The organism is Lactococcus sp. EKM203L (assembly GCF_011800585.1).
GTDB lineage: Bacteria > Bacillota > Bacilli > Lactobacillales > Streptococcaceae > Lactococcus > Lactococcus lactis.
Genome location: NZ_JAALEQ010000003.1, coordinates 50586 through 72935 on the forward strand (window position 1 = coordinate 50586; position 22350 = coordinate 72935).

General features: G+C 35.7%; 16 protein-coding genes. 3 read left to right on the plus strand and 13 right to left on the minus strand.

What is annotated here, in order from left to right; genetic code table 11:
* Positions 1–80: 80 nt before the first annotated feature.
* The gene (locus tag HFD15_RS06040) at positions 81–857 is read left to right on the plus strand and encodes a rhomboid-like protein (RefSeq protein ID WP_010905769.1); all 777 of its coding nucleotides are present in this window, start codon (positions 81–83) and stop codon (positions 855–857) included.
* Here the strand turns inward: HFD15_RS06040 and HFD15_RS06045 are convergent.
* The 10 genes from HFD15_RS06045 to HFD15_RS06090 form a co-directional block, all read right to left on the minus strand.
* Positions 802–1431 (minus strand): DUF998 domain-containing protein, encoded by a 630-nt coding sequence (locus HFD15_RS06045; protein WP_167593434.1) that lies wholly within the window; start codon positions 1429–1431, stop codon positions 802–804. The two genes, HFD15_RS06040 and HFD15_RS06045, sit on opposite strands and share 56 nt — an antisense overlap.
* Positions 1418–4183 (minus strand): phosphatidylglycerol lysyltransferase domain-containing protein, encoded by a 2766-nt coding sequence (locus HFD15_RS06050; RefSeq protein ID WP_058225066.1) that lies wholly within the window; start codon positions 4181–4183, stop codon positions 1418–1420. The genes HFD15_RS06045 and HFD15_RS06050 overlap by 14 nt, the downstream gene beginning before the upstream one ends.
* 121 nt (positions 4184–4304) lie before the next feature.
* On the minus strand, positions 4305–5549 hold the full coding sequence (locus tag HFD15_RS06055; RefSeq protein WP_058208425.1) for an XcbB/CpsF family capsular polysaccharide biosynthesis protein: 1245 nt from the start codon (positions 5547–5549) through the stop codon (positions 4305–4307).
* Between the two features lie 225 nt (positions 5550–5774).
* Positions 5775–6521, minus strand: coding sequence for a class A sortase (locus HFD15_RS06060; protein ID WP_167593435.1), 747 nt, complete (start codon positions 6519–6521; stop codon positions 5775–5777).
* Positions 6522–6638: 117 nt separating this feature from the next.
* On the minus strand, positions 6639–7724 hold the full coding sequence (locus HFD15_RS06065; RefSeq protein ID WP_058208423.1) for an FAD:protein FMN transferase: 1086 nt from the start codon (positions 7722–7724) through the stop codon (positions 6639–6641).
* 80 nt (positions 7725–7804) lie between these two features.
* A complete protein-coding gene (gene gyrA / locus HFD15_RS06070; RefSeq protein WP_058208422.1) occupies positions 7805–10294 on the minus strand; it encodes a DNA gyrase subunit A in 2490 nt (829 codons plus the stop codon).
* 246 nt (positions 10295–10540) lie between these two features.
* Complete coding sequence (locus HFD15_RS06075; RefSeq protein ID WP_012897722.1) at positions 10541–12007, minus strand: APC family permease; 1467 nt, start codon at positions 12005–12007, stop codon at positions 10541–10543.
* A 172-nt stretch (positions 12008–12179) separates the two neighbouring features.
* Positions 12180–12815 carry an SDR family oxidoreductase gene (locus HFD15_RS06080; RefSeq protein ID WP_021722504.1) on the minus strand — a complete coding sequence of 212 codons (636 nt, stop codon included), beginning with the start codon at positions 12813–12815 and terminating at the stop codon, positions 12180–12182.
* A gap of 66 nt (positions 12816–12881) precedes the next feature.
* Positions 12882–14705, minus strand: a complete 1824-nt coding sequence (gene lepA / locus HFD15_RS06085) for a translation elongation factor 4 (protein ID WP_003132048.1) — start codon at positions 14703–14705, stop codon at positions 12882–12884.
* A gap of 286 nt (positions 14706–14991) precedes the next feature.
* The gene (locus tag HFD15_RS06090; protein WP_058208420.1) at positions 14992–15657 is read right to left on the minus strand and encodes an acetolactate decarboxylase; all 666 of its coding nucleotides are present in this window, start codon (positions 15655–15657) and stop codon (positions 14992–14994) included.
* 110 nt (positions 15658–15767) lie between these two features.
* Here HFD15_RS06090 and murT point away from each other — a divergent pair, with 110 nt between their 5' ends.
* A complete protein-coding gene (gene murT / locus HFD15_RS06095; protein WP_003132046.1) occupies positions 15768–17117 on the plus strand; it encodes a lipid II isoglutaminyl synthase subunit MurT in 1350 nt (449 codons plus the stop codon).
* Positions 17118–17903: a lipid II isoglutaminyl synthase subunit GatD gene (gene gatD / locus HFD15_RS06100; RefSeq protein WP_058208419.1), complete on the plus strand. Its 786-nt coding sequence runs from the start codon at positions 17118–17120 to the stop codon at positions 17901–17903.
* Between the two features lie 75 nt (positions 17904–17978).
* On the opposite strand, the gene HFD15_RS06105 is transcribed toward gatD, so the two are convergent.
* From HFD15_RS06105 to nadE, 3 genes are all read right to left on the minus strand, one after another.
* Entirely contained in the window at positions 17979–20660 is a 2682-nt protein-coding gene (locus HFD15_RS06105) for an FtsX-like permease family protein (RefSeq protein WP_058208418.1), read from the minus strand.
* 3 nt (positions 20661–20663) lie between these two features.
* Positions 20664–21365 (minus strand): ABC transporter ATP-binding protein, encoded by a 702-nt coding sequence (locus HFD15_RS06110; protein WP_010905758.1) that lies wholly within the window; start codon positions 21363–21365, stop codon positions 20664–20666.
* Between the two features lie 129 nt (positions 21366–21494).
* Complete coding sequence (gene nadE / locus HFD15_RS06115; protein ID WP_012897716.1) at positions 21495–22319, minus strand: ammonia-dependent NAD(+) synthetase; 825 nt, start codon at positions 22317–22319, stop codon at positions 21495–21497.
* Positions 22320–22350: the final 31 nt, after the last annotated feature.

Genomic DNA, 22350 nt, shown 5'->3' on the forward strand with positions numbered 1-22350 from the left:
ATTTTTATGGTCTAAGCCTAATAAATATGCTAACCCCTCCATAAGCTTTAATGGTATAATAAAAAGAAAAGGAATAAATTATGATTTTTTTATCAACTGTATTAATTTTATGTTGTACTTGGTATTTTTTAAAATTTTTAGCTCATTTTTCTCGTAAAATACACGATGAGGTTCGAAAATTATCTGTCTATACTCATTTTCTTTCAAAATGGCTTCAGTCAGCCCCTGCAACATTTACCTATACCGCCATTTTTTGCGCTTTTACGCTAGTTCAAAGAACTGCACCGCAACACTTAATTAACATTCTAACGAACCATTCTTCAACAAGTATAGCCAGAGTTTCTGATAAACCAATCTCTACTTTTTTTGATAGTGCTTTTTGGGTTGCGGATAACGGAGCAGGTCTCCTCATTTATGTTGTCCTTTTTTGGACCGTTATTGCTTGGGCAGAACGAAAATATGGTTCACCAAGAATGATCGTCATCACATTGTCTGGTCATATTTTAGCCAGTCTCACTACTATTTTTCTTGAACTTTGGGCAATAAATAGCGGACGTGCTCCCAGTTCTTTAGCAATGGCAACTGATGTTGGTGTTTCATATATTTTAGTTGCTGGTTGCGCTGCTGCCATCCTTATAATGAGAAAACGAATGTTTTATATTGGACTTATAATTTTAGGACTATTTATCTTACTTCCGTTATTCGTTGAACATAGTATTTGGGATATGGGTCATCTATTTGCGGCTTTTTTTGGCTTTATTTCTGCTAGACTACTCCTTAAATTATCACCCGTGCGTACGGTCAGTTCTCCTTACGAACTTCTTTTGAAGTGCCGTTCAGAACTCTCCAACAAATAAAGACTAACCATATACCACCAAGCACCCCATTAATCTGTTGACCGAGAGGACCTACTAACTGAGGAATTGCACCCGCAATGAAAGAAAGCAAAGTTGTAATTACAAAAGCAATGGCCAAAAGGAAAACAAATTTATTTCGATAAACTAAAAGTGAAAAAATCACTCCTGTAAGAATAAATAATAAGGCTAAAACACTTAATCCGTCATGTAAAAAGACTTCAGGTGCTTTAAGAGGATTAGGAATTCCCTCACTGTGAGCAATATCAGCATAAGGAAAAAGTGTAGCTAAGCCTGTTGCTGCACCAAATCCCGCAATCGAAAGAAAAATTATGAGAAGACGTTTGTCTTCTCTTTCATTTTGTTTAAAAAGTCCCCACGCAAGTATCAAAGAAAAACAAGCGAAAAGAATATCTGTTAAGGTGAATAATTGATGATAAGGTTGATCAAGTGCAGAAAGTCCACTCAAAAGACTTGAGTTAACTACAGTTGGATTTAACCAAAATGCAAGAATCCAAGCATTGTACAATAAGGCAGCACAAATAGCAATAATGATTAAGTAATTACTTTTTTTCATTTTCTGAATCTACTCCTAAATCAGCTGCTTCAGTTGGTAAATAGAACTCTGCCATTGCAAAAGCAGGCAAACCATAACTGAGCGCTCTTTTTAACTCTGGCAAAGCATCTTCATTAGCTTCAGGGTCTGGAAAAACTTCTGATAAATCCATTAGAACTTCATCTTCAAGTAGATTACTAAGAAGGTTCTTTAAGGATTCAATTGATTGATAAGCCCATAAAACTGTTACTTTTGAATTCTGAATAGAAAATACCTTATCATATCCCGCAGCCAATGCCAAATAATCCTGCTTATCTACTTCAACAAATCTGTTTGATAGCAAATCTCTTCTAATTCTTGATAAATATTCTGTCCGTTCAATAAATTTTGTATGGTCTATTTTTTCGATATCTGTCAGTTCTCTTAGTGTTTTAGAAAGCATTTTCCATGAGTTAACCCGTAGACTCAATTCACCTGTTTGCGTGCGCATCAGCGTTCCTTTAACAAGTACTCTATCACCAACGGTCACATCTTTTTTCCATATTGCAAAATTTTCTAAACGATTTTCTAATTCAGCATATTCATTAAGAGTGTCACGTTTTATAACCAATTGAATTTTTGCTTGATTATCTGCCAAATCTGCAAATTGCATTGCGCCTCGGCCACGCAAACTAATTAACTTCCCATGAATGCTATATTCTTTTTCATCAAATTCATCAACTGATTCAAATTTATTTCTAAGGGTTTCTACTGATTCAGTTTCGCTATCGGGAAGACTAAATGGTGGAATGCCATTTTCTCTAAGATCCTTTAATTTCTTTAGATAACTGTCATCATGACCAGCTTCATTCAATAATTCCAATCGTTTATTTTCTTCAAGTCGATGAACCTTTTTGATGAAATCTGATTTTTTCCACCAGCGATTTTCTGTTCTAGGGTCATAATCTCGTGAAAAGAAACTTTTGATTTTAGAAAAGATATTCGTCGGAACAAATCCTTCAGCTTGGCCAATTGCAAAAAGAACTGAAGTAAGAGAACCGCCATTATCATAACAAATATAACGAGTTCGCCATTCTGGCAAGTAAATATCATTTGAACGATAAAGTGATTCCAATTGGTACCAACGCGAAAAGAATTTCATTACAGTTCGTGCCGCTTTATCTAAGGCATTGGCTTGCAATGTTTCTCCGTTAATGAAGAATTGCCGTGCTGCTGCAAAGTTTAAACTAATTTCGCTTATCTCTTTTTCTTTAGCTGCTTCTATCAAACTGCTAATCATGAAAGTGACAGCTCCATTCATTGCCTCAGGAGAACGTCTCATCGTATCAAGCGACAGTTTATCTGACCCCACCGGAACAAAGGATAAAATTCCTTGAACTTTTCCAGCAGCATCGGATGCTGTTACAATCATTATTTGTTGGTCTGTTGGATCACCAAATCGACTTGAAGCCATTGAATAACCACGTTCATCACCATTTCGCCATTGTTCTGTTAATTTGGTTAAATCACTAAGTTCTGTAGCAGGAATTTCAGCCTGGCGACGAATCTTGACTTGATAGTTTTCTCTTTTTGCACGACGCATAACTTGTGCAACATCATGCATGGCTGGATTTTCAATAGAAAAGTCACGAACGATAACGACCGCTTCATCCCCGAATACAGTTGCGTTCAGCCCTAATTGAGCATACATTTTTGCTCCTGCTTCAGAGGAGCCAATAACGCCTGGTGTCCAGCCCTGTGCTCGTGCAAGGTTGAGAAATGCTTCTCCCGCACTTTTCCATGATTTTTCATCTCCGATTGGGTCGCCGCTGGCTAACAAAACATCTCCAAAAAGATGATAAGTGATGGCAGCTTTTTTATTTTTAGAAAAGATAGCTTTTTTATCTCTGCGAGTCGCAAAGTAAGCAAGCGAGTCATTATCACCATAATCTAGAATTAGCTGACGGATTGCTAGTTCTTGTTTCGCATTTGCCGAAAGTTCTTTTTGAGTAGAGCGCGTAAAAATGAGAAATGCGCTGATAAAACCAAGAAGCATTATGACTGAAATCGTAGTACTGACCCAAATATTATTTCCAGAGCTGTACGGGAAAATTTCCTGACCAAAAGGAAGAAGGTAACGGAAATCACTGACAGATTCTCTAAAAACGTAAGCAATTCTTTGAGCTAAGGATACAGAACCATGGAAAGTTAAAAATGAAACGATTACTCCGCCAATAATAGAGCAGACAAATCCTACAGCCGCAATAATTATACCTTTCCACCAAGTGCCATTCACAATTTTTGTTGGGAAGGCATTTCGAGATAAAATCATTAATACAGCTGTCGCAAGAGAAACAACTACTCCCAGAATAACAAATAAAAGTGAGAAGATAGAAAATTGTGACATATCAAGTGCTTCTTTGGTCACAAGTCCAAAGAAATAGGCCAATAAGAAAATAAGACCAAATGCAACAAAAGCTAATTGGAAATAGATAATTTCTATCCAAAGTGCCAATCTTCTCCGGTGTCGAATTGAGCTTGCTAAAATAAATAGAACAATTGCATTAAAAATACTAAAATCGGTAGGAAGGGCAAAAAGATAGAGGAAACCAGATAATAGTTTTTGAACAGGAGGCATCAACCAGCCGACAATCCCAACTATTAAAGCATAAATTGAGGCAAATTGTAATAAATGCCCGAGAAGTTTTGCAGACTTATCCTGCCATGGTTTTACTCGTTTTAATCTTTGTTTTACCTTATCTTGCTTAACTTTAGCTGATTTTTTATTTTTCATAACTTCCTTCTATCAAATAACTTTTATCCAAAAATAATTAATATATGTCGTTATCATATCATTTTTTCAATAATTTTTCATCCATTTTTATATTTGGAGGATAATCAAAAACCTTGATTATTTACAAGGTTTTTTCATCTATCGTATTCTCTATTGAATCGCATCCATAAAGAAATTCATTAATTTTCATCAAGAGCAGGGGGATATTACGATTTACAAAATCTCCATGCATTTTCCCACCATAGGGCTGATAATCAAATTGTTCATCTGCCAACTTCATACGATAAGTTTTAAGTGCTAACTTCCAAGTTTTTAATTGAATAATAAATGGATAAGTAATCGGAACTTGAGGGTTTGTTATTACTTGTATTTTTTCAGCTGATAAATTTGTTTTTTCCAATAATTGATTGAGCTTATCTACGAATGAAACAGGAATACAATCAAACATTAATTGAACATCAGCAGATTGCAACCAGGGACTACGATCTACGACAGGATCCATTGATACAAGTGCATAATTTCCAAGTAATCCATGATAAAGTGCACCCATACCCCCGCGGGAAGAACCAGCACATAGTATATTCTCCCTAAGTATCCCTTCTTCTTCGGCTGTTTTTGCGATTAATTCCTGAATATTTTGTTCATAATCTCTAAAATTGGGAGTGTTGAGATAATAAGAACCATTAATTAAATTACTATCGGCAATTCTTAATACCACTGTATTTTTAGCAATAGAGCCTGTAATTCCTTCAAAAGGATTAGGAAAGAAGTTTTCCCGAGCATTCCCGTGATTGTAGCTCAATAGTCCTGGGAACCAAACCAAAAGTTTTTTAGTAAAAAAATCAGGCTGGTTTTGCGAAAGCTCTAAATCATAAAAAACTCCTTTATATTGCTTTAATCCAATTTCTAAATCTTTTCTCTTAACAGCATAAGCCCGACCGGCATAATAACCGTCAATGGTTTTATCTTCTAAAAGAAGCTGACGTAGTTTTTCATTTGCCACTGACCCTGTTTCCATACATGCTGCAACTAAATCATTTTCAATCGGGCAAAGGCTATCAAAATAATCATAACCGATTAAATCAGTAGCAATCAAAGCAACTTGAAAATGTTCCATTCCTGGACGAAGCAAATGACTTTTTTGCATTTTTTCTATCTGACCTTCAAAAATACAAGTGACGTGCCCTTGACTATCTAAAATTAATAGCCGCCCATTTTCAATTTTCCATGTTTGTTCAAAGTCACTATGCATTCCTTTTATCTTACCGTCAGGTTCAAATGACCAGATTCCCCATTTTGTATAGCTTGGCAATTGACAAAAATAAAATATTTTCCCCAGTAAAAAATTATATAATTCTTCATTCATTTTGTTTTTCCCTTTTGTTTAATTTATGATGACTGTTGCATTTGCTTTTACGATTTGAACTATAATTTTGTAAAATATATCTTCATTCACAATATGTTATTTGAATTACTTTTTTTACTTTATTTTACAATAGAATTATACTCCTATTCTCATTTTTAATCAATTACTTTGAAATAAAAAAAGTCCCGTGAGTTTCACGGAACTTTTTGATTTAGATTTCTTAAATCAGAAATTTTTAATTTGATTATATTTGGTTTCAAATGCATTTTTCATGGTATCAGTTGCTTTATCGTAAGATGTCTTATCTACAAAAGTTCCATGTACAATGATTCGATGAGTTGCCTCAGCATCAGCACAGGTTACTAAAGTGATTTCTTTTTTACCTGGACTATCATTGATTACTTCAACATGTTCTGGCGTCACTACATCAATCTTATCAATTTTATACTGATAAATATTATCTTTATCAGTCACATAAATTGTCATTCCTGCTTTTGCTTTCTCTAACGGAGTGAATAAGATAGATAAGTCAGAAGTAAATCCAGTCATATTATGACCAGCCAAACTATAGTTGCCTTCACCCATGACTTCGTCAGCTTTCATTGTTCCCGCTCCATATAAAAGTGAAGTATTTCCAACCCCTTTAAAGATAGGAAGATTGATATTTAATTCGGGAATTGCAATACCACCAATTACAGGTAGAGGTTGACTATTAAACTGGTTGGTAAGGACTGATTGAAAATCTACTGATTTTACCGCAGCAAAATCAAAACTCACATCAGCTTTTTTGTTTTTTTCTATCTTTTCTTGTGAAACATTATGAAGTTGATATTTATTACTATTTGTTGCAATCAACATGTTACGAATTGGCTTATTAAAAATTAAGACTAACCCTACTATAAATAGAAGAACAATAAACGTATTTAACAGCCAGTTATATTTTCTTCTTTTAGTTTTTTTACGCTCTGCCATTTTACCCACCTTGTCTTTTTGTGTACTCTTTTTATTCATTGTATCATGCTTTAAGTTCTGAGTCAAAAGTTTTAATTGTTTTACAAAAAAATCTTGCGTATAGCAAGATTTAAACAATTATTTTAAGTTTGTAATATTACCAACTTCAAATGTTTTTTTATCTGAAAGCTGGAATTTGTCTTTCAGTCCAGGTGTGATATAAACCTTATTATCTTTATCAACAAATACAGCCTCAACGTTTTTCAACTTTTCAACGTATTCGTAACCTTTTTTAGTTCCCATAGCGTATATCATTGTTGACAAACCATCACCATTGGTCTTATCTTTTCCTGAAATTAACAAGGTGATACTGGCAATATCATTCTCAAAAGGATAGCCTGTCTTAGGATTTAAAATATGACTGTATTTATGCCCATCAACTTCTAAATATCTCTCGTAAATTCCTGAAGTATTGACGTGCTCATTAGAAGCTTTAATAATCCCCATTTGAGTCCCAGTTGGATCATTTGGATTCTTAATTCCGATTGTCCACGGACTGTCAGCACCTCTCGGTGAATGACCAATCACATAAATCGAACTAGAACCCAAGTTGACAATCCCTGTGGTAACACCATCTTTTTTGAGTGAATCAACCATTTTCATGGCAACAAACCCTTTGACAATGGAACCCAAGTCCAAACGAGCGCCTTTTTGTGTCAGATAAATTGTTTCATTTTTATCATTAAATTTTATGTCATGATAATTAATTAAAGGCAAAACTTGATCAATTTCTGATTGAGCAGGCTTTCTAGCGTTATCCATTCCAATGTTCCAAAGACTTGTCAGTGAACCAATTGTAATATCATAACCTAAATCTTTAGCTGAATAGTTATAACCAGCTTTAACCAATTCATATACATTTGAATTCACCTTGATAGGTTTAATTCCTGCATTTTGGTTAATCTCATCAATTTGTGAACCTGATTGATTAACGGTTGTTAAATTATTGTATTCAACAGGAAGTTTTAGAGCCTTTTCTACTGCAGCTTCTTTTCCTTTGTCATAAACAGTGACTTTAATGTAAGTTCCCATTGTCGTCACGTCTTTATTAATTGGTGACGTTAATAAATTACGATTATCTTTTTGACTAGATTTTCCATTAGCGCAAGCACTTAAGCTGATTAAACTAAGTGTTGCTAGAACCCAAATTATTATTTTTTTCATTTAATTTTTACTGACAGAGCTGTCAGCACCATCTTATTCAGTCAGAAAGTCTGTCAGTAACTGGCAGACTTTCTTTTCAATTATTCTTCGTTATTGTCAGTAGAAATTGTTTCATCAGTAAGTTCTGGCGCATCAACTTCTTCATCTTCAATGACTGGATCTACAAGTGCAAAAGTTACAATTTGTGCTTCATCATCAAGTCGCATTACTTTAACCCCTTGGGCAGCTCGACCAGTTTGAGAAATGTTAGCCACATTTGTACGGATAATAACCCCTGTATCTGTAATAACCATCAAATCTTCGTCACCATTGACAGCAGTTAAACCAGCTAATTTACCAGTTCTTTCTGTGACATTCATGACTTTCATCCCTTTACCACCACGGCCTTTTGTTGGATATTCCGAAGCCTGAGTTCGTTTACCAAGACCATTTTCTGAGATAACAAGGACTTCTTGACTGTCATCAATTCGTGAAGTTCCGACAACATAGTCGCCTTCTCTGAGGTTAACCCCTTTAACACCGGCTGCTGCACGTCCCATATCACGAACAACTGCACCTTTAAAGCGAACTGAGTATCCCAAATGAGTTCCGATAATCACCTCATCTTCACCCGAAGTTCTAAGCACATTAATCAGTTCATCACCATCTCGGAGTTTCAAAGCCTTCAAACCATTTGTCCGAATATTGCTAAATTGACTGGTTGAAGTTCGTTTAACAATTCCGTTACGTGTTGTGAAGAAGAGATATTTCGCCGCTTGGTCACGGTCAACATTGATGATTGTTGCAATTTTTTCACCGTCATCAAGCTTGAGGAGATTGACAATTGGCAATCCTTTTGCTGTCCGACCGTATTCAGGAATTTCATATCCTTTCATTCGGTAAACACGCCCAAGATTTGTAAAGAAGAGTAAATGATCATGTGTTGATGTAGATACCAAATGTTGAACAAAGTCATCACCAGACATTCCCATTCCTTGAACACCACGTCCACCACGATTTTGGGCACGGAATTCGTCATTAGCTAGACGTTTGATATATCCTTTATTTGATAAAGTAATCAATACATCTTCTTCCTCAATCAAATCTTCATCTTCAAGAGTAAGAACTTCACCAACTAACAATTCTGTTCGACGTTTGTCAGCAAATTTACGTTTAACTTCTTCTAATTCTTCACGAATAATTTTCTTAACTCGTTCAGGTTTTGCCAAAATATCGGCTAAGTCAGCAATCAAAGCGACCAAATCTTGATATTCTGCCTCAATTTTATCACGTTCCAATCCGGTCAAACGACGCAAACGCATATCAAGAATAGCTTGCGATTGTTTTTCAGAGAGGAGGAATTCATCCATCATTGTTTTTTGTGCAATGGCATCCGTTTGTGATTCACGGATAATTGTAATGATACGGTCAATATTATCAAGAGCGATACGTAAACCTTCCAAGATATGTGCGCGTGCTTCTGCACGTGCTTTATCAAAGGCTGTACGACGTTCAACAACTTCTATTTGATGTTCAATATAATCAACTAAGATTTCTTTCAAAGAAAGAATTTTAGGAATTCCTTTTTCGATAGCCAACATATTGAAACCAAATGAAGTTTGCAAACTTGTTAGTTTGAACAGATTATTTAAGATAACGTGTGCTGATAAGTCACGACGAACTTCGATAACCACGCGAATTCCTTCACGGTTGGATTCATCACGAACCGCAGTCAATCCTTCAATTCGTTTTTCATGGTTTAAACGAACAATATGTTCAACCAAACGCGCTTTATTGACCATATATGGTAGTTCAGTCACAACAATACGTTCTTTCCCACCAGCCATTTCTTCAATGTGGGTTTTTGCACGTAATGTAATTGAACCTTTACCAGTTTCATAAGCACGGCGAATACCAGATTTACCCATAACCAAAGCCCCTGTTGGGAAGTCAGGTCCAGGAATCACAGACATTAAATCAGTAACTGATGCTTCTGGATTTTCCATGAGCATATCTACTGCATCAATTGTTTCACCCAGATTATGTGGTGGAATGTTTGTTGCCATCCCAACGGCAATCCCTGTGGTTCCATTAACTAAAAGGTTTGGAAAACGAGCAGGTAAAACGAGCGGTTCACGTTCAGTACCATCGAAATTGTCCATGAAATCAACGGTATTTTTGTTGATATCACGCAACATTTCCATGGCAATTTTACTTAAACGAGCTTCGGTATAACGCATCGCTGCGGCACCGTCACCGTCCATTGAACCAAAGTTACCGTGTCCGTCAGCAAGCATATGACGATAAGACCACCATTGAGCCATACGTACCATTGCTTCATAGATTGAACTGTCTCCGTGTGGGTGATATTTACCCATAACTTCACCGACAATACGTGCCGATTTTTTATGTGGTTTATCTGGAGTATTTCCAAGTTCATTCATTCCGTAGAGAATACGACGGTGAACGGGTTTTAAACCATCACGTACATCAGGAAGTGCCCGTGCAACGATAACTGACATTGCATAGTCACGAAATGACGTCTTCATCTCCTCAACTAAATTGACATTGATAACATTTTTGTCTTGCATGTTTGCCTTGTAAAATCTCATTAAAATGAAATTTTACTTTCCTTTCTTGCTTTCGGAAGAGTTTGCCCCAATTGACAAACAGATTAACTATATTATACCAAATTTCACACGAAAAGTCAGCTTTTCTCATAGATATAGACTAGTTTTTACAATTAATCCTTAGATATTTTTAAGAATACTTATCCTTTTGTTTTATTCTAAAAAAAAACATCAAAAAACCCTGAAAAAATCAGGGATAATCTGGCTTTATTCCACATTGAGCGAATTTAAATCAAGACCATTTGTTTTGCGTTGTTCACGACGGGCAATGAAAGGTAAAAGCATACCAAGTAAAATTAAAACAATTGGTGTCAAAATATTCGATGCAAGTTGGAACCACCATGCAGATGGATTAGCAGCATAGTCCAATTTTGGAACCATCCCTAACACGCAGGCGATGAGTGTAAAGAGGAAACACCAAGCACCAGCAATCATGGCTAGACGTTTTTGTTTGATAAATTTATATTCAGATTGAAAATGTTTTACTGCCCGATTTAACATAATGAAGGCAAAGAAGACCCAAAGATAACGCATTGGCATTACAACTGAATTTAAATTAGTCAACCATTTGACCAATTCGTTCATATCTCCGATTCCAAGTAACGGTAAAAGAATAATGATACTAACAAGAATCCCTGTTAATGTATAACCATTTTTAAGCGTTCCTTTGTTCGTTTTTTTACGCAACCATGCTGGAACGAATTCTGGGTCAGCATCAGCAAGTAAAATGCGTAACGGCGCATCAATAGAGAAAGCTAAGGCAGCAATTTGTCCTACACCGTTAGTTAAAGCATAAACAATCATTAAAAAGTTTCCGACACCAAAGTGTTGACCTAAAATTTGGAATGCTGCATATGCACCATTAGCCATCAAGTCATTTGGTAAATTACCGCTTGAGAAGATCATTCCCATGGCAATCGAACCTAAGACGGCACAGATACCAACCATTCCAGCAAGTAAAAACATCCCTCTTGGAAATTCTTTTGCTGGGTTTTTCGTTTGATTAACATAAGGAGAAATTTTTTCAGCACCACCGACAGCAAAAACCAGCATTGAGATAGTTGTGAAATAACTGAAGTCAAATTTAGGGATATAAGTTTTAATATTTCCCATGTCAGGCGTTGCAATGTGGAAATCTTTTGCGATAAAAGGTGCTCCAATCGCCATGACAATGAAAAGTAAACTCATAACAAACATTGCTGTTCCCGCAAGTCCTCCAATCACTTTCAGAGTGTTTAACCCTTTTGTTGACAACCATAAGAAAGCTAAAAAAATTGCTAAGGAAGCCAGAGCAACAGCGGTCATTGACATCTGATTAACCAGATTTCCGTTTCCTTGACCCACCCAACCAAAAGCAATCAAAATCGCTTGTGGTTTTTGAGCCAAATAAGGAATGTGAACTACCCAATAAGTCCATGCGGCATAATAAGCCAAGCGTTTTGTACTGGTATTTTCAACCCATGAACTGACCCCACCTTTACTATCTTTAAAAGTTGAACCCAGTTGACCAACAATAAGTGCATAGGGAATAAAGTACAAAGCCAAAATTAACAGCCATGAGGTAACAACAGTAATTCCTTGTTGGGCAAAGTTATTAACAACATTCCCCATCCCCCAAACCATGTTAAAGGCAATGAATGCGACGGTAAACCATCTAATTTTTTTTGTGTCCATAAAACTCCTTAAATTTTTTTGAATAAATCGCGGACATTGACAATTTATTGTTTAGCGCTTTCTTTTAAGCGTCATTAAAATTATAAAATATTACAGACTCTCCTGTCAATTTTTTACTGTAATCAAAAAAGATACTTAAATTTTTAAGTATCTTTTAAATGTTAAGAAAAGTTTAAAGACTTTCAAGAGCTTCTTTAATCGCCGTTTTTCCATTGTGCATTGAAATGACTTTTCCAATTGAATGATCGGTCATCACTAATTCTTTGATAGTATCTGCCACATCTCCTATCGTGTTACTTGCAGAAACCTCATCATTAATATCAATCAATCCTGTTGCCTCTTCCTCTGTTAATGCTCCAGGTTGAATGATTGTATAATCTAAATTTGTTTCTTTAGTAAGATATAAATCAGCAAAATGTTTAGCAATATAATAATCTTTTAATGCATCAAAGCCGGTACCAATCCATTTTTCTGGTTGAAGAGAAAAAATCGTACTTAGTAAGATAAATCGTTTAACTTCTGCTTTCTCAGCTGCCTGCATGAGTTTGACAGCCCCATATAAGTCAACTTTCAATAAACTTTTTCCACCTGAGCCTGAAACATTAATAATAGCATCCATTCCATGTAATTGTTTGGCCATTTCCTCTGGTGTCCAATCAACATCAAAATGAACCGCTTTTACATTATTATATTGAGGAACTTGCTCAACTTTTCTTGCTCCAGCATAGATTTGATGGTCCGTTGTTGAGAGAGATTTAAGCAAACTTTTACCTACACGTCCGGTACTTCCAACGATAAATATTTTCATTTTCTACCTCTTTTCTACTTCTTTTATTGTAACAAAAAACCACCTTGATGGTGATTTTAAGATATTTTATTCTTCATCCATTGAGAGCACAGATAAGAAAGCCTCTTGAGGGACTTCTACTGAACCAATGGCTTTCATCCGCTTTTTACCGGCTTTCTGTTTTTCAAGGAGTTTTCGTTTACGGGAAATATCTCCACCATAACATTTGGCCAATACATTTTTACGAAGAGCTTTAATATCTGAACGGGCAACAATTTTATTTCCGATAGTCGCTTGAATTGGCACTTCAAATTGTTGACGTGGAATGAGTTTTTTAAGTTTTTCAACAATGACTTTTCCGCGTTCAAAGGCAAAGTCTTTGTGGACAATGAAACTTAAGGCATCGACTTTTTCGGCATTTAAGAGAATGTCCATTTTCACAAGATTTGATGGACGATAATCAGAAATCTCATAATCAAAGCTGGCATAACCTTTAGTTGATGATTTAAGTTTATCAAAGAAATCAAAGACAATTTCACTCAATGGAATATTATATATGATATTGACCCGATTTGCGTCTAAATAATCCATTGTTAGGAAAATTCCACGTTTCCGTTGAGCTAATTCCATAACCGGACCAACGAAATCATTTGGTACCATGATTTGAGCTTTAACAAATGGTTCTTCGATGTTTTCAATGCGCGTAGGATCTGGGAATTCTGATGGATTGGCTACTTCAAGGGTTTCACCGTCCGTTGTATTGATATGATAAACAACGGATGGCGCGGTCATAATCAAATCAATACCAAATTCACGTTCTAAACGCTCTTGAATGACATCCATATGCAAGAGACCGAGGAAACCACAACGGAATCCGAAACCAAGCGCTTGCGATGTTTCAGGTTCAAAACGAAGACTAGCATCGTTTAATTGAAGTTTTTCTAGGGCTTCGCGCAAGTCATTGAATTTATTTGATTCAATTGGATAAATCCCCGCAAATACCATTGGATTCATTTCTTTATAACCCTTTAGGGCCTCAGTTGCTGGATTTGATGCGAGGGTCACGGTATCTCCGACACGTGTGTCCGCAACGGTTTTAATAGATGCTGCTACATAACCAACATCTCCAGCCATCAAGAAATCACGAGAAACAGCTTTTGGCGTGAAAATACCAACTTCTGTGACATCAAATTCTTTACCGTTACTCATCAATTGAATACGGTCCCCAACTTTAAGCGAGCCGTCAATGACCCGAATTTGAAGGATAACGCCTCGATAAGCATCATAAACTGAGTCAAAAATCAAAGCCTTGAGCGGAGCGTCAACTTCACCTTGAGGGGCAGGAACTTTCTCAACAATTTGTTCAAGAATTTCTTCAATACCAATCCCAGCTTTGGCTGAAGCAAGAATGGCTTCAGAGGCATCTAAACCAATCACATCTTCAATTTCTTGACGGACCATTTCTGGGTCAGCAGCTGGTAGGTCAATCTTATTGATGACTGGTAAAATTTCAAGGTCATTATCCAAAGCAAGATAAACATTTGCAAGGGTTTGGGCTTCGATTCCTTGTGCGGCATCAACAACTAATATTGCTCCCTCACAGGCAGCAAGGCTTCGTGAAACTTCATAAGTAAAATCGACGTGACCTGGTGTGTCAATGAGGTGGAAAATATAAGTTTCACCATCTTTGGCTTTATAATTTAACTCGATAGCATTTAATTTAATGGTAATTCCGCGTTCACGTTCAAGGTCCATTGAGTCAAGAAGTTGGGCTTGCATTTCTCGTTTTGAAACAGTTTCAGTTTGCTCGAGAATACGGTCAGCAAGTGTTGATTTTCCGTGGTCAATATGGGCGATAATCGAAAAATTACGAATTTTTTCCTTACGCGCGTTCATTTCTTGTAGATTCATTTTGATTCCTTTATAAGAGTTCTTGTGGACCTAAACTGGTTTGAAATTTACTTTTCATCCACTGAACTTTCTTTTTGCTTTTTTATAACTAAAAATCAGTTAGAATAATTATAGCATATTTTGCAATAAAAAACCGCTCTTATTATGTAGAGAGCGGTTTTGTGAGAGCTATAATTACTTTTATTTTATAGCAAAATATTCTATAAATTACATTTTAATCAAATTACTGGGTTCTCAATTGAATAGTAATGAAATTCGAGAACTCCGTCTTCTATATCAGACAAAATTATTGAAATAAGTGCTGGTCAAAGTTTTCATCATCGTCAGGAAATTCTTGGTCAATTTTGGTTATTTTACCAATTTCAATCTCAAGGTTTTCTGTAATGAAATTTTGGACATGTGCGGTAAAAGTTTTATCATCACTGACAAAATGTAAGTGAAAACCAAGACCAAAAAGGTCAGTCAAATGTTTTGGCGCCCAAACTCCAACCATAGTTCCAGAAATATTTTCTTTTGTAAAATAAGGTTGGTCAGCCATAATTTCGTCATAAGGACGAGTGTTATTGGCTGGTTTGCTACTGACTGTCACTTCTTTGAATTGACCAGTCATAACAATAGTATAAGCGGTATTTGCTGTTGGAAATCGCTTGGTCAGTGCTGACAGAAAATCTTCTGAATTACTGACAGAGCTGTCAGTAAACTTTGCGATTGGCCGATGTTCGACCATTGCCACATAAGGCATTGTCTCATCTTCTTCAACTAATCGGACATGATTTTCTGAGTCCCCGTGATAAGCGATTCCATTGATAATGGTCACTTCTCCATTTGCAGTATCAAGTGTGCCGATACCGACTGATCCGTGTTCTAGTGCTTCTTTGAGGGTAATCGTTCCCTTGTAAAAACCACTAGAAAGTGTCGTAAAAGTATTGTGTTGGAATATTCTGCTATTCATAATGATATTATTTTATCACTTTTTTTTGTTAGTAGTATCAAATATGTTTTATAAATTTTTTTTCAAATTTTATAGAGCAAAAAATCCCTGTATTTGGTATAATATTGCTTATGACAATAAAAACTTCATTTGCAAAGTTTGCTGGTAATTCATCGCGCTTTGTCTTGGAAAAATTTTTCAAGCGCGGTTCAACTTTACCAGGAAAAATTGCTTTAAAATTTGATCCTGAAATTCTTAAATCACTGACAAAAAATTATGAAATCATTGTTGTGACTGGGACAAATGGAAAAACATTGACCACAGCACTGACCGTGGGAATTCTAGAAAAGGCTTTTGGACCGGTTGTGACAAATCCAACTGGGGCTAATATGATAACGGGGATTGTATCCACATTTTTGAAAGCTCCCAAAGCGAAAACTGGCGAAAAGAAATTTGCTGTTCTTGAGATTGATGAAGCGAGTTTGCCAAAAATCACTGAATATATCAAACCTTCGTTATTTGTGTTTACTAATATTTTCCGTGACCAAATGGACCGCTATGGCGAGATTTATACAACTTATGACTTTATTGTCAAGGGTGCGGCAAATAGTCCTAAAGGTACGGTTTTGTTAAATGGCGATAGTCCACTTTTCAACTCAAAAAAATTAGTTAATCCTGTAAAATACTATGGTTTCAACCATGAAAGCCATGAACCTACTCATGCTCATTACAATACTGAGGGGATTGTTTGTCCCGTTTGTCATCATATTTTGGCTTACAAGATGAATACCTATGCTAACTTAGGAAATTATATCTGTGAAAATTGTGGCTTTAGTCGTCCAGAATTAGATTATCAACTGACAGAATTATCAGAGATTACAAATACTTCTTCTAAATTTGTCATTGATGGGACAGATTATAAAATTAATGTTGGCGGACTTTATAATATTTATAATGCTCTTGCTGCTGTATCTGTCGCTGAATATTTCAATGTGCCAAAAGAAACAATTGCGGCTGGTTTTGAACTTTCCAAAGCAGTTTTTGGTCGTCAAGAAACGCTTGAAATTGATGGGAAAAAAGTAACCATTGTCTTGATTAAAAATCCAGTAGGTGCTAATCAAGCCCTTGAAATGATGAAATTAGCCAATTATCCTTTCACTTTAGTTAGCCTTTTAAATGCCAATTATGCTGACGGAATTGACACAAGTTGGATTTGGGATGCTAATTTTGAATTAATTAATGATATGGAAATTGACCAAATTATCACAGGTGGTGTTCGTTCATCTGAAATGGCTAGAAGAATGCGTGTGACAGGTTTTAATGCCGAAAATATTTCTGAACGCAAGGAACTTTCAGAAGTTTTAGAGGCAATTAAAGAGAGTCCAAAAGAGCATGTTTATATTTTGGCAACTTACACTGCCATGTTACAAATGCGTGAATTATTGGCTGAGGGCCATTATCTTGGAAAGGAAATGCGTTAAATGGCTTATATCTCTTTAAAATCAAATCTTGAAAATCCAAAGTATTCCCTCAATGTGGCTCATCTTTATGGTGATTTAATGAATACTTATGGTGATAATGGAAATATTCTCATGCTCAAGTATGTCGGAGAAAAATTAGGGGCAGAAATGACCTTCAATATCGTTTCTTTAGGTGATACTTTTGCAAAAGAAGATTATGACCTTGTTTTCTGGGGTGGTGGTCAAGATTATGAGCAAGAAATTATTGCTGACCAATCATTGCTTGACTTGTCAGCACCTTTAAAAGATTACATTGAATCTGAAAAACCACTTCTTGCAATTTGCGGTGGTTATCAAATGCTCGGTCAGTACTATGTTAATTCCGAAGGGACAAAAATTCAAGGAACGGGAATTCTTGGACATTATACTGAAAATTTACGAACTGACCGTTTTATTGGTGATATTGAAACTCACAATGAAGAATTTGGTGAAACTTATTATGGTTTTGAAAACCATTCAGGAATTACCTATCTGTCTGATGACGAAAAGCCACTAGGAACCGTCGTTTACGGTGGTGGAAATAATCCAGATGACCAAACCGAAGGTTTAATTTACAAAAATACTTTTGGAACTTATTTCCATGGGCCAATTCTTTCAAGAAATGCACGACTAGCTTATCGTTTGGTGACTACTGCTCTTTACCAAAAATATGGAGAAGAAATTCTACTCCCTGCTTTTGAAGAGATTTTAGCTGACGAAGATAAAGGCCAACAAATTGGTGACCTCAAACGTAAAGTTGAAAAATAATAAAAAAATTACTGATGAAATTTCTGTCAGTAATTTTTTTATTTCTTAAAAAGCTGCCAGTAAAATTTTTAATGATTAATCTACTGATTTCAAAGCCCCAAGCATATCCACAGCTTTTAATTTGAAATGAACAACAATAGCTAGCAAAAGAGTAGTCGCAAAAGTAATTGCTGCCGATAATAAAAGATTTGTCCAAAGTAATCCCGGTGCAAACATAATTTGGTCAGCTGACAATTGGTTCATAATAACCTGATGGAAATAATCCCCCAAACCAAAACCAACCAGAATTCCTAAAAAGCTTAATAAAATCGTTTCTCGATAAATATAAAGTGTGACTTCACGGTCATAGAATCCTAAAACTTTGATTGTGGCTAATTCGCGAATTCTCTCGGAAACATTGATATTTGTTAAATTATAGATGACAACAATCGCAAGTAAAATGGCACAAGTAATCAAAACAATCATGACACTATTAATGCCATACATAAAGGATTCAATCACCTTTTTGAGATCACTATTTTGTGAAACTGCTTGAATTCCGTCTTCTTGCATAAATTGAGCTGACATTTTTTGAATATTATTTGTAGACGCATTTTTCAACTTAATCAATTGGGCATTTGCCACAAAATCTTTTTTAAAAACCTTTTGGTAAACCGATTGATTCATGAAAATATAATGGCCCATATACATTTCAGTAATTGCTGCTACTTTTATCTTATGAGGCTGATTTTCACTATCTTTTAGTGTCAGAGAATCACCAACTTTAAGGTCTAAAAGTTCAGCAAATTTTTCTGAAAGGACTGCTCCAGAGTTATTTAATTCAATTTTTTGACTATTTTTACGAGATTTTAAGCTAATGTATTTTGATAAATCATCAGAACGATTTGTCGCAATTAAGTTAACCTCTTGTTTTTCTAATTTGCCACTGGCTTCTTTTGTCAAATTTTCAAAGGCAATCGGCAAATAATTCTCAATTTCTGATGAGGCTAATTCTTTATCTATCTCTTCTTTTTCTTTGTCATTTACTTTATTTTTTTCAATAGTAATCATGTCATAGTGCAAAATTTGACCAAATTGTTTATTTGATAAACCAGAAATGGAATCACGAATTCCAAATCCCATGACAAGTAAAGCGGTACAGCCAGCGACACCAAAGATAGTCATTAACATTCTCTTTTTATAGCGAAATAGATTTCGAGCCGTCACTTTATAAGTAAAACTCATTCTTTTCCAAATAAAATTAATTTTCTCTAAAAGAATCCGTGAGCCTGCTTTTGGTACTTTTGCTAAAAAGAGACTGGCTGGTACTTCTTTTAGTTCCATTCGGACAACCCAATATGCTGGAAAAAGACTACAAGCAATAGCTATCGCAAAAGCAACTATTGTCCATAAAGGAGAGAATGTTAACCGTAAATTGCTAAAGGTAGATGAAGCTGTGTAAGCATTAAATACCGCTATCGGCAAAAAGGTATGTCCAATAATTGTTCCTACTAAAGCTCCTAAACCGCTAGAAACTAATCCATAGACCATAAATTTCTTACGAATATCACGGTTAGAATATCCCAAAGCCTTCAGTAACCCAAGATTTCCTCGCTCTTCTTCCACAAAACGAGTCATTGTTGTCAAACTCACTAATAAAGCAATCGCAAAAAGGACTACTGGAAAAATATTTGAAAGACTGTCAATTCTTGTTGAATCATCTAAAAATGTCTTGTAACCCGGATTTCCTTCTTTACGATTATTAATTTGATAAGTCGGTTTTTCAAGCTGGTTTAGGGCTGTTTCCTGCTTTGCAAGCTCTGCTTTAGCTTTAGCAATCTTTTCTTTTCCATCATTAATTTGATTTTGGCCTGCATTGATTTGCTCAATCGCTTGAGCGGATGCATTTTCCCCAATTTGATTCTTTTGAGCAATTAATTGATTTTCTTGCTGAGTGAGTTGATTTTCTTCCTCAACTATTTGACTTTTCGCTTCATTAATCTGTTTTTCTGGGCCAGTTTTCAGTGCTGCCAAGCGTTTTTCTGGTTGATTCTTAAAAGTATTTTCTAAGGTTTTTTGTTCGGTTTTTAAACGGCTATCATATTTACTATCAAAAATGGAGATATTTTGTAAGTTTTTATAGGATAGGCGAGCAATCATATAAACATCAGAATCAAAGGCCTCCTTGGTAACAAGCGCATACCCATTAAGTTTACCCGTTCCGACTGTCGTTGAGCCAAAATCACTTTTATCGACATATTCACTTGATTTCACAAATCCAACAATTTTAAAGGAATGATTTTTTATCAAATCAGAATCCTTAGATTTGGGAGGGGTAAAATCAATGGTTTGTCCTATTTTATATTGTCCATCATATAAATAATCTAAAGCAATTTCTGAATCTTTTTGAGGCAACTTGCCTGACATTAACTCATAAGTTGACAATTCATCTGGTTTAGAAAATAAACGCAGACTATTTTCTTTTCCTTTGATTACCAAATCTTGAAAATAGCCAAATTCTGCTTTTTTTACACCCTTGGTTTCGTTAATTAATTGCTGGTCAGAATGGTCCAATCCCAAAGTTGAAGTTAGCGTCAAATCTGCTAAATGATGTTGAGCATAAAAATCTTCCGCTGTCCTTCTCATATCGGGTCCAGAAACTTTTAGTCCGACAAAAGCGAAAGTCCCTAACAACATCAAGGAAAAAATAGAAATAAAGCGACCTAATGAACCCGTAATTGACCTGCGAATTTCTTTATTTAAAGTTTTTTTTCGCATAGCTCACCACTCAATTCTATCGATATCTTCTGGTTGGCTATTATTATCAATTTGTTTAATTTTTCCATCATGCATTTGAATGACACGGTTGGCAATTGGAGCAATTGCAGCATTATGGGTGACAATAATAACTGTTTTTCCTTCTTTTCTGGCCATATCTTGAAGAATTTTCAAGATTTGTTTTCCTGTATGATAATCCAAGGCACCGGTTGGTTCATCACAAAGCAAGATTTTTGGATTTTTGGCTATGGCACGCGCAATCGCTACTCTTTGCTGCTCGCCACCAGAAAGTTGCGAAGGAAAATTATGAAGCCGATGTTCCAGACCGACACTCTTCAGCACTTCTTTAGCATCAAGAGCATTTTCGACAATTTCAGAAGCTAATTCAACATTTTCTAGTGCTGTCAAATTATTGACAAGATTATAAAATTGAAAAACGAAACCAACGGCATAACGTCGGTAGGTAATCAATTCTTTGTTTGAAAAATTAGAGATTTTTTCCTCATCAATAATAACCTCTCCCTCATCATTTGTATCCATTCCTCCTAAAATATTTAGGACTGTTGATTTACCTGCCCCAGAGGAACCTAAAATGACAGCCAATTCTCCTTTTTCAATTTCAAAATTTACTTGGTCATTGGCATAAATCTTCTCTTGTCCTGATTGATAGATTTTAGACTCATTAATCACTTCAATAAATGTCATCTTATCCCTCCTTTTTGTTGTAAACGTTTTAATTAATTATATCATAATTACATTTTACTTCTTATTCAAGTCCTCATCATTTTTAATAAAAAAATTACTGACAGAAATCCTGTCAGTAACTTTTTGTTTTTATTTCCAAAAATCATCAAAAACACTAATTGGTAAGTGACGTTTATGTTGTGTTTTATTCCACCATGCTTCGATTTTAGCCTTAGCATCCTCAGAAATCACTTTACCTTCTGTGTAGTCATCAATATCATTGTAAGTCACACCTAATGCAATCTCGTCAGCAAGTCCTGGTTTTCCTTCTTCAAGGTCTGCAGTCGGAACTTTTTCGTAAATGGCTGGGTCAGCGCCAAGTTCAGCCAAGAGTGCTTTTCCTTGGCGTTTATTCAAGCGGAAAAGTGGGAGCAAGTCTGCTCCACCATCACCAAATTTTGTGAAAAATCCAGTAATATTTTCTGCTGCATGGTCTGTTCCAAGAACCGCTCCTTGATATTGACCAGCCACAGCATATTGCGTAATCATACGTTGACGTGCCTTAATATTTCCCTTGTTGAAATCTGATACTTCAATTCCAGCTTCATTGAGGGCTGCCACTTGTCCTTCAACAGCAGCTTTAATATTTACTGTCAAACTGACATCGGGTTGAATGAAAGCAAGCGCACGTTGGGCATCTTCTTCATCAGCTTGAACACCATATGGCAGGCGAATTGCTACAAATTTATAAGTCTCATCAGCAGTTTCTTGACGCATTTCTTCGATAGCAATTTGAGCCAGACGACCTGCTAAACTAGAATCTTGACCACCAGAAATCCCTAATACAAAAGACTTAATGAAAGGATATTTTTTTAGATAATCTTTCAAAAAATCAACTGACACCCTAATTTCTGCTTTAGGATCAATGACTGGTTTCACACCAAGTTCTTTAATAATTTCATCTTGTAATGTCATTTTATCTTCCTTTTACTGACAGTTTCTATAT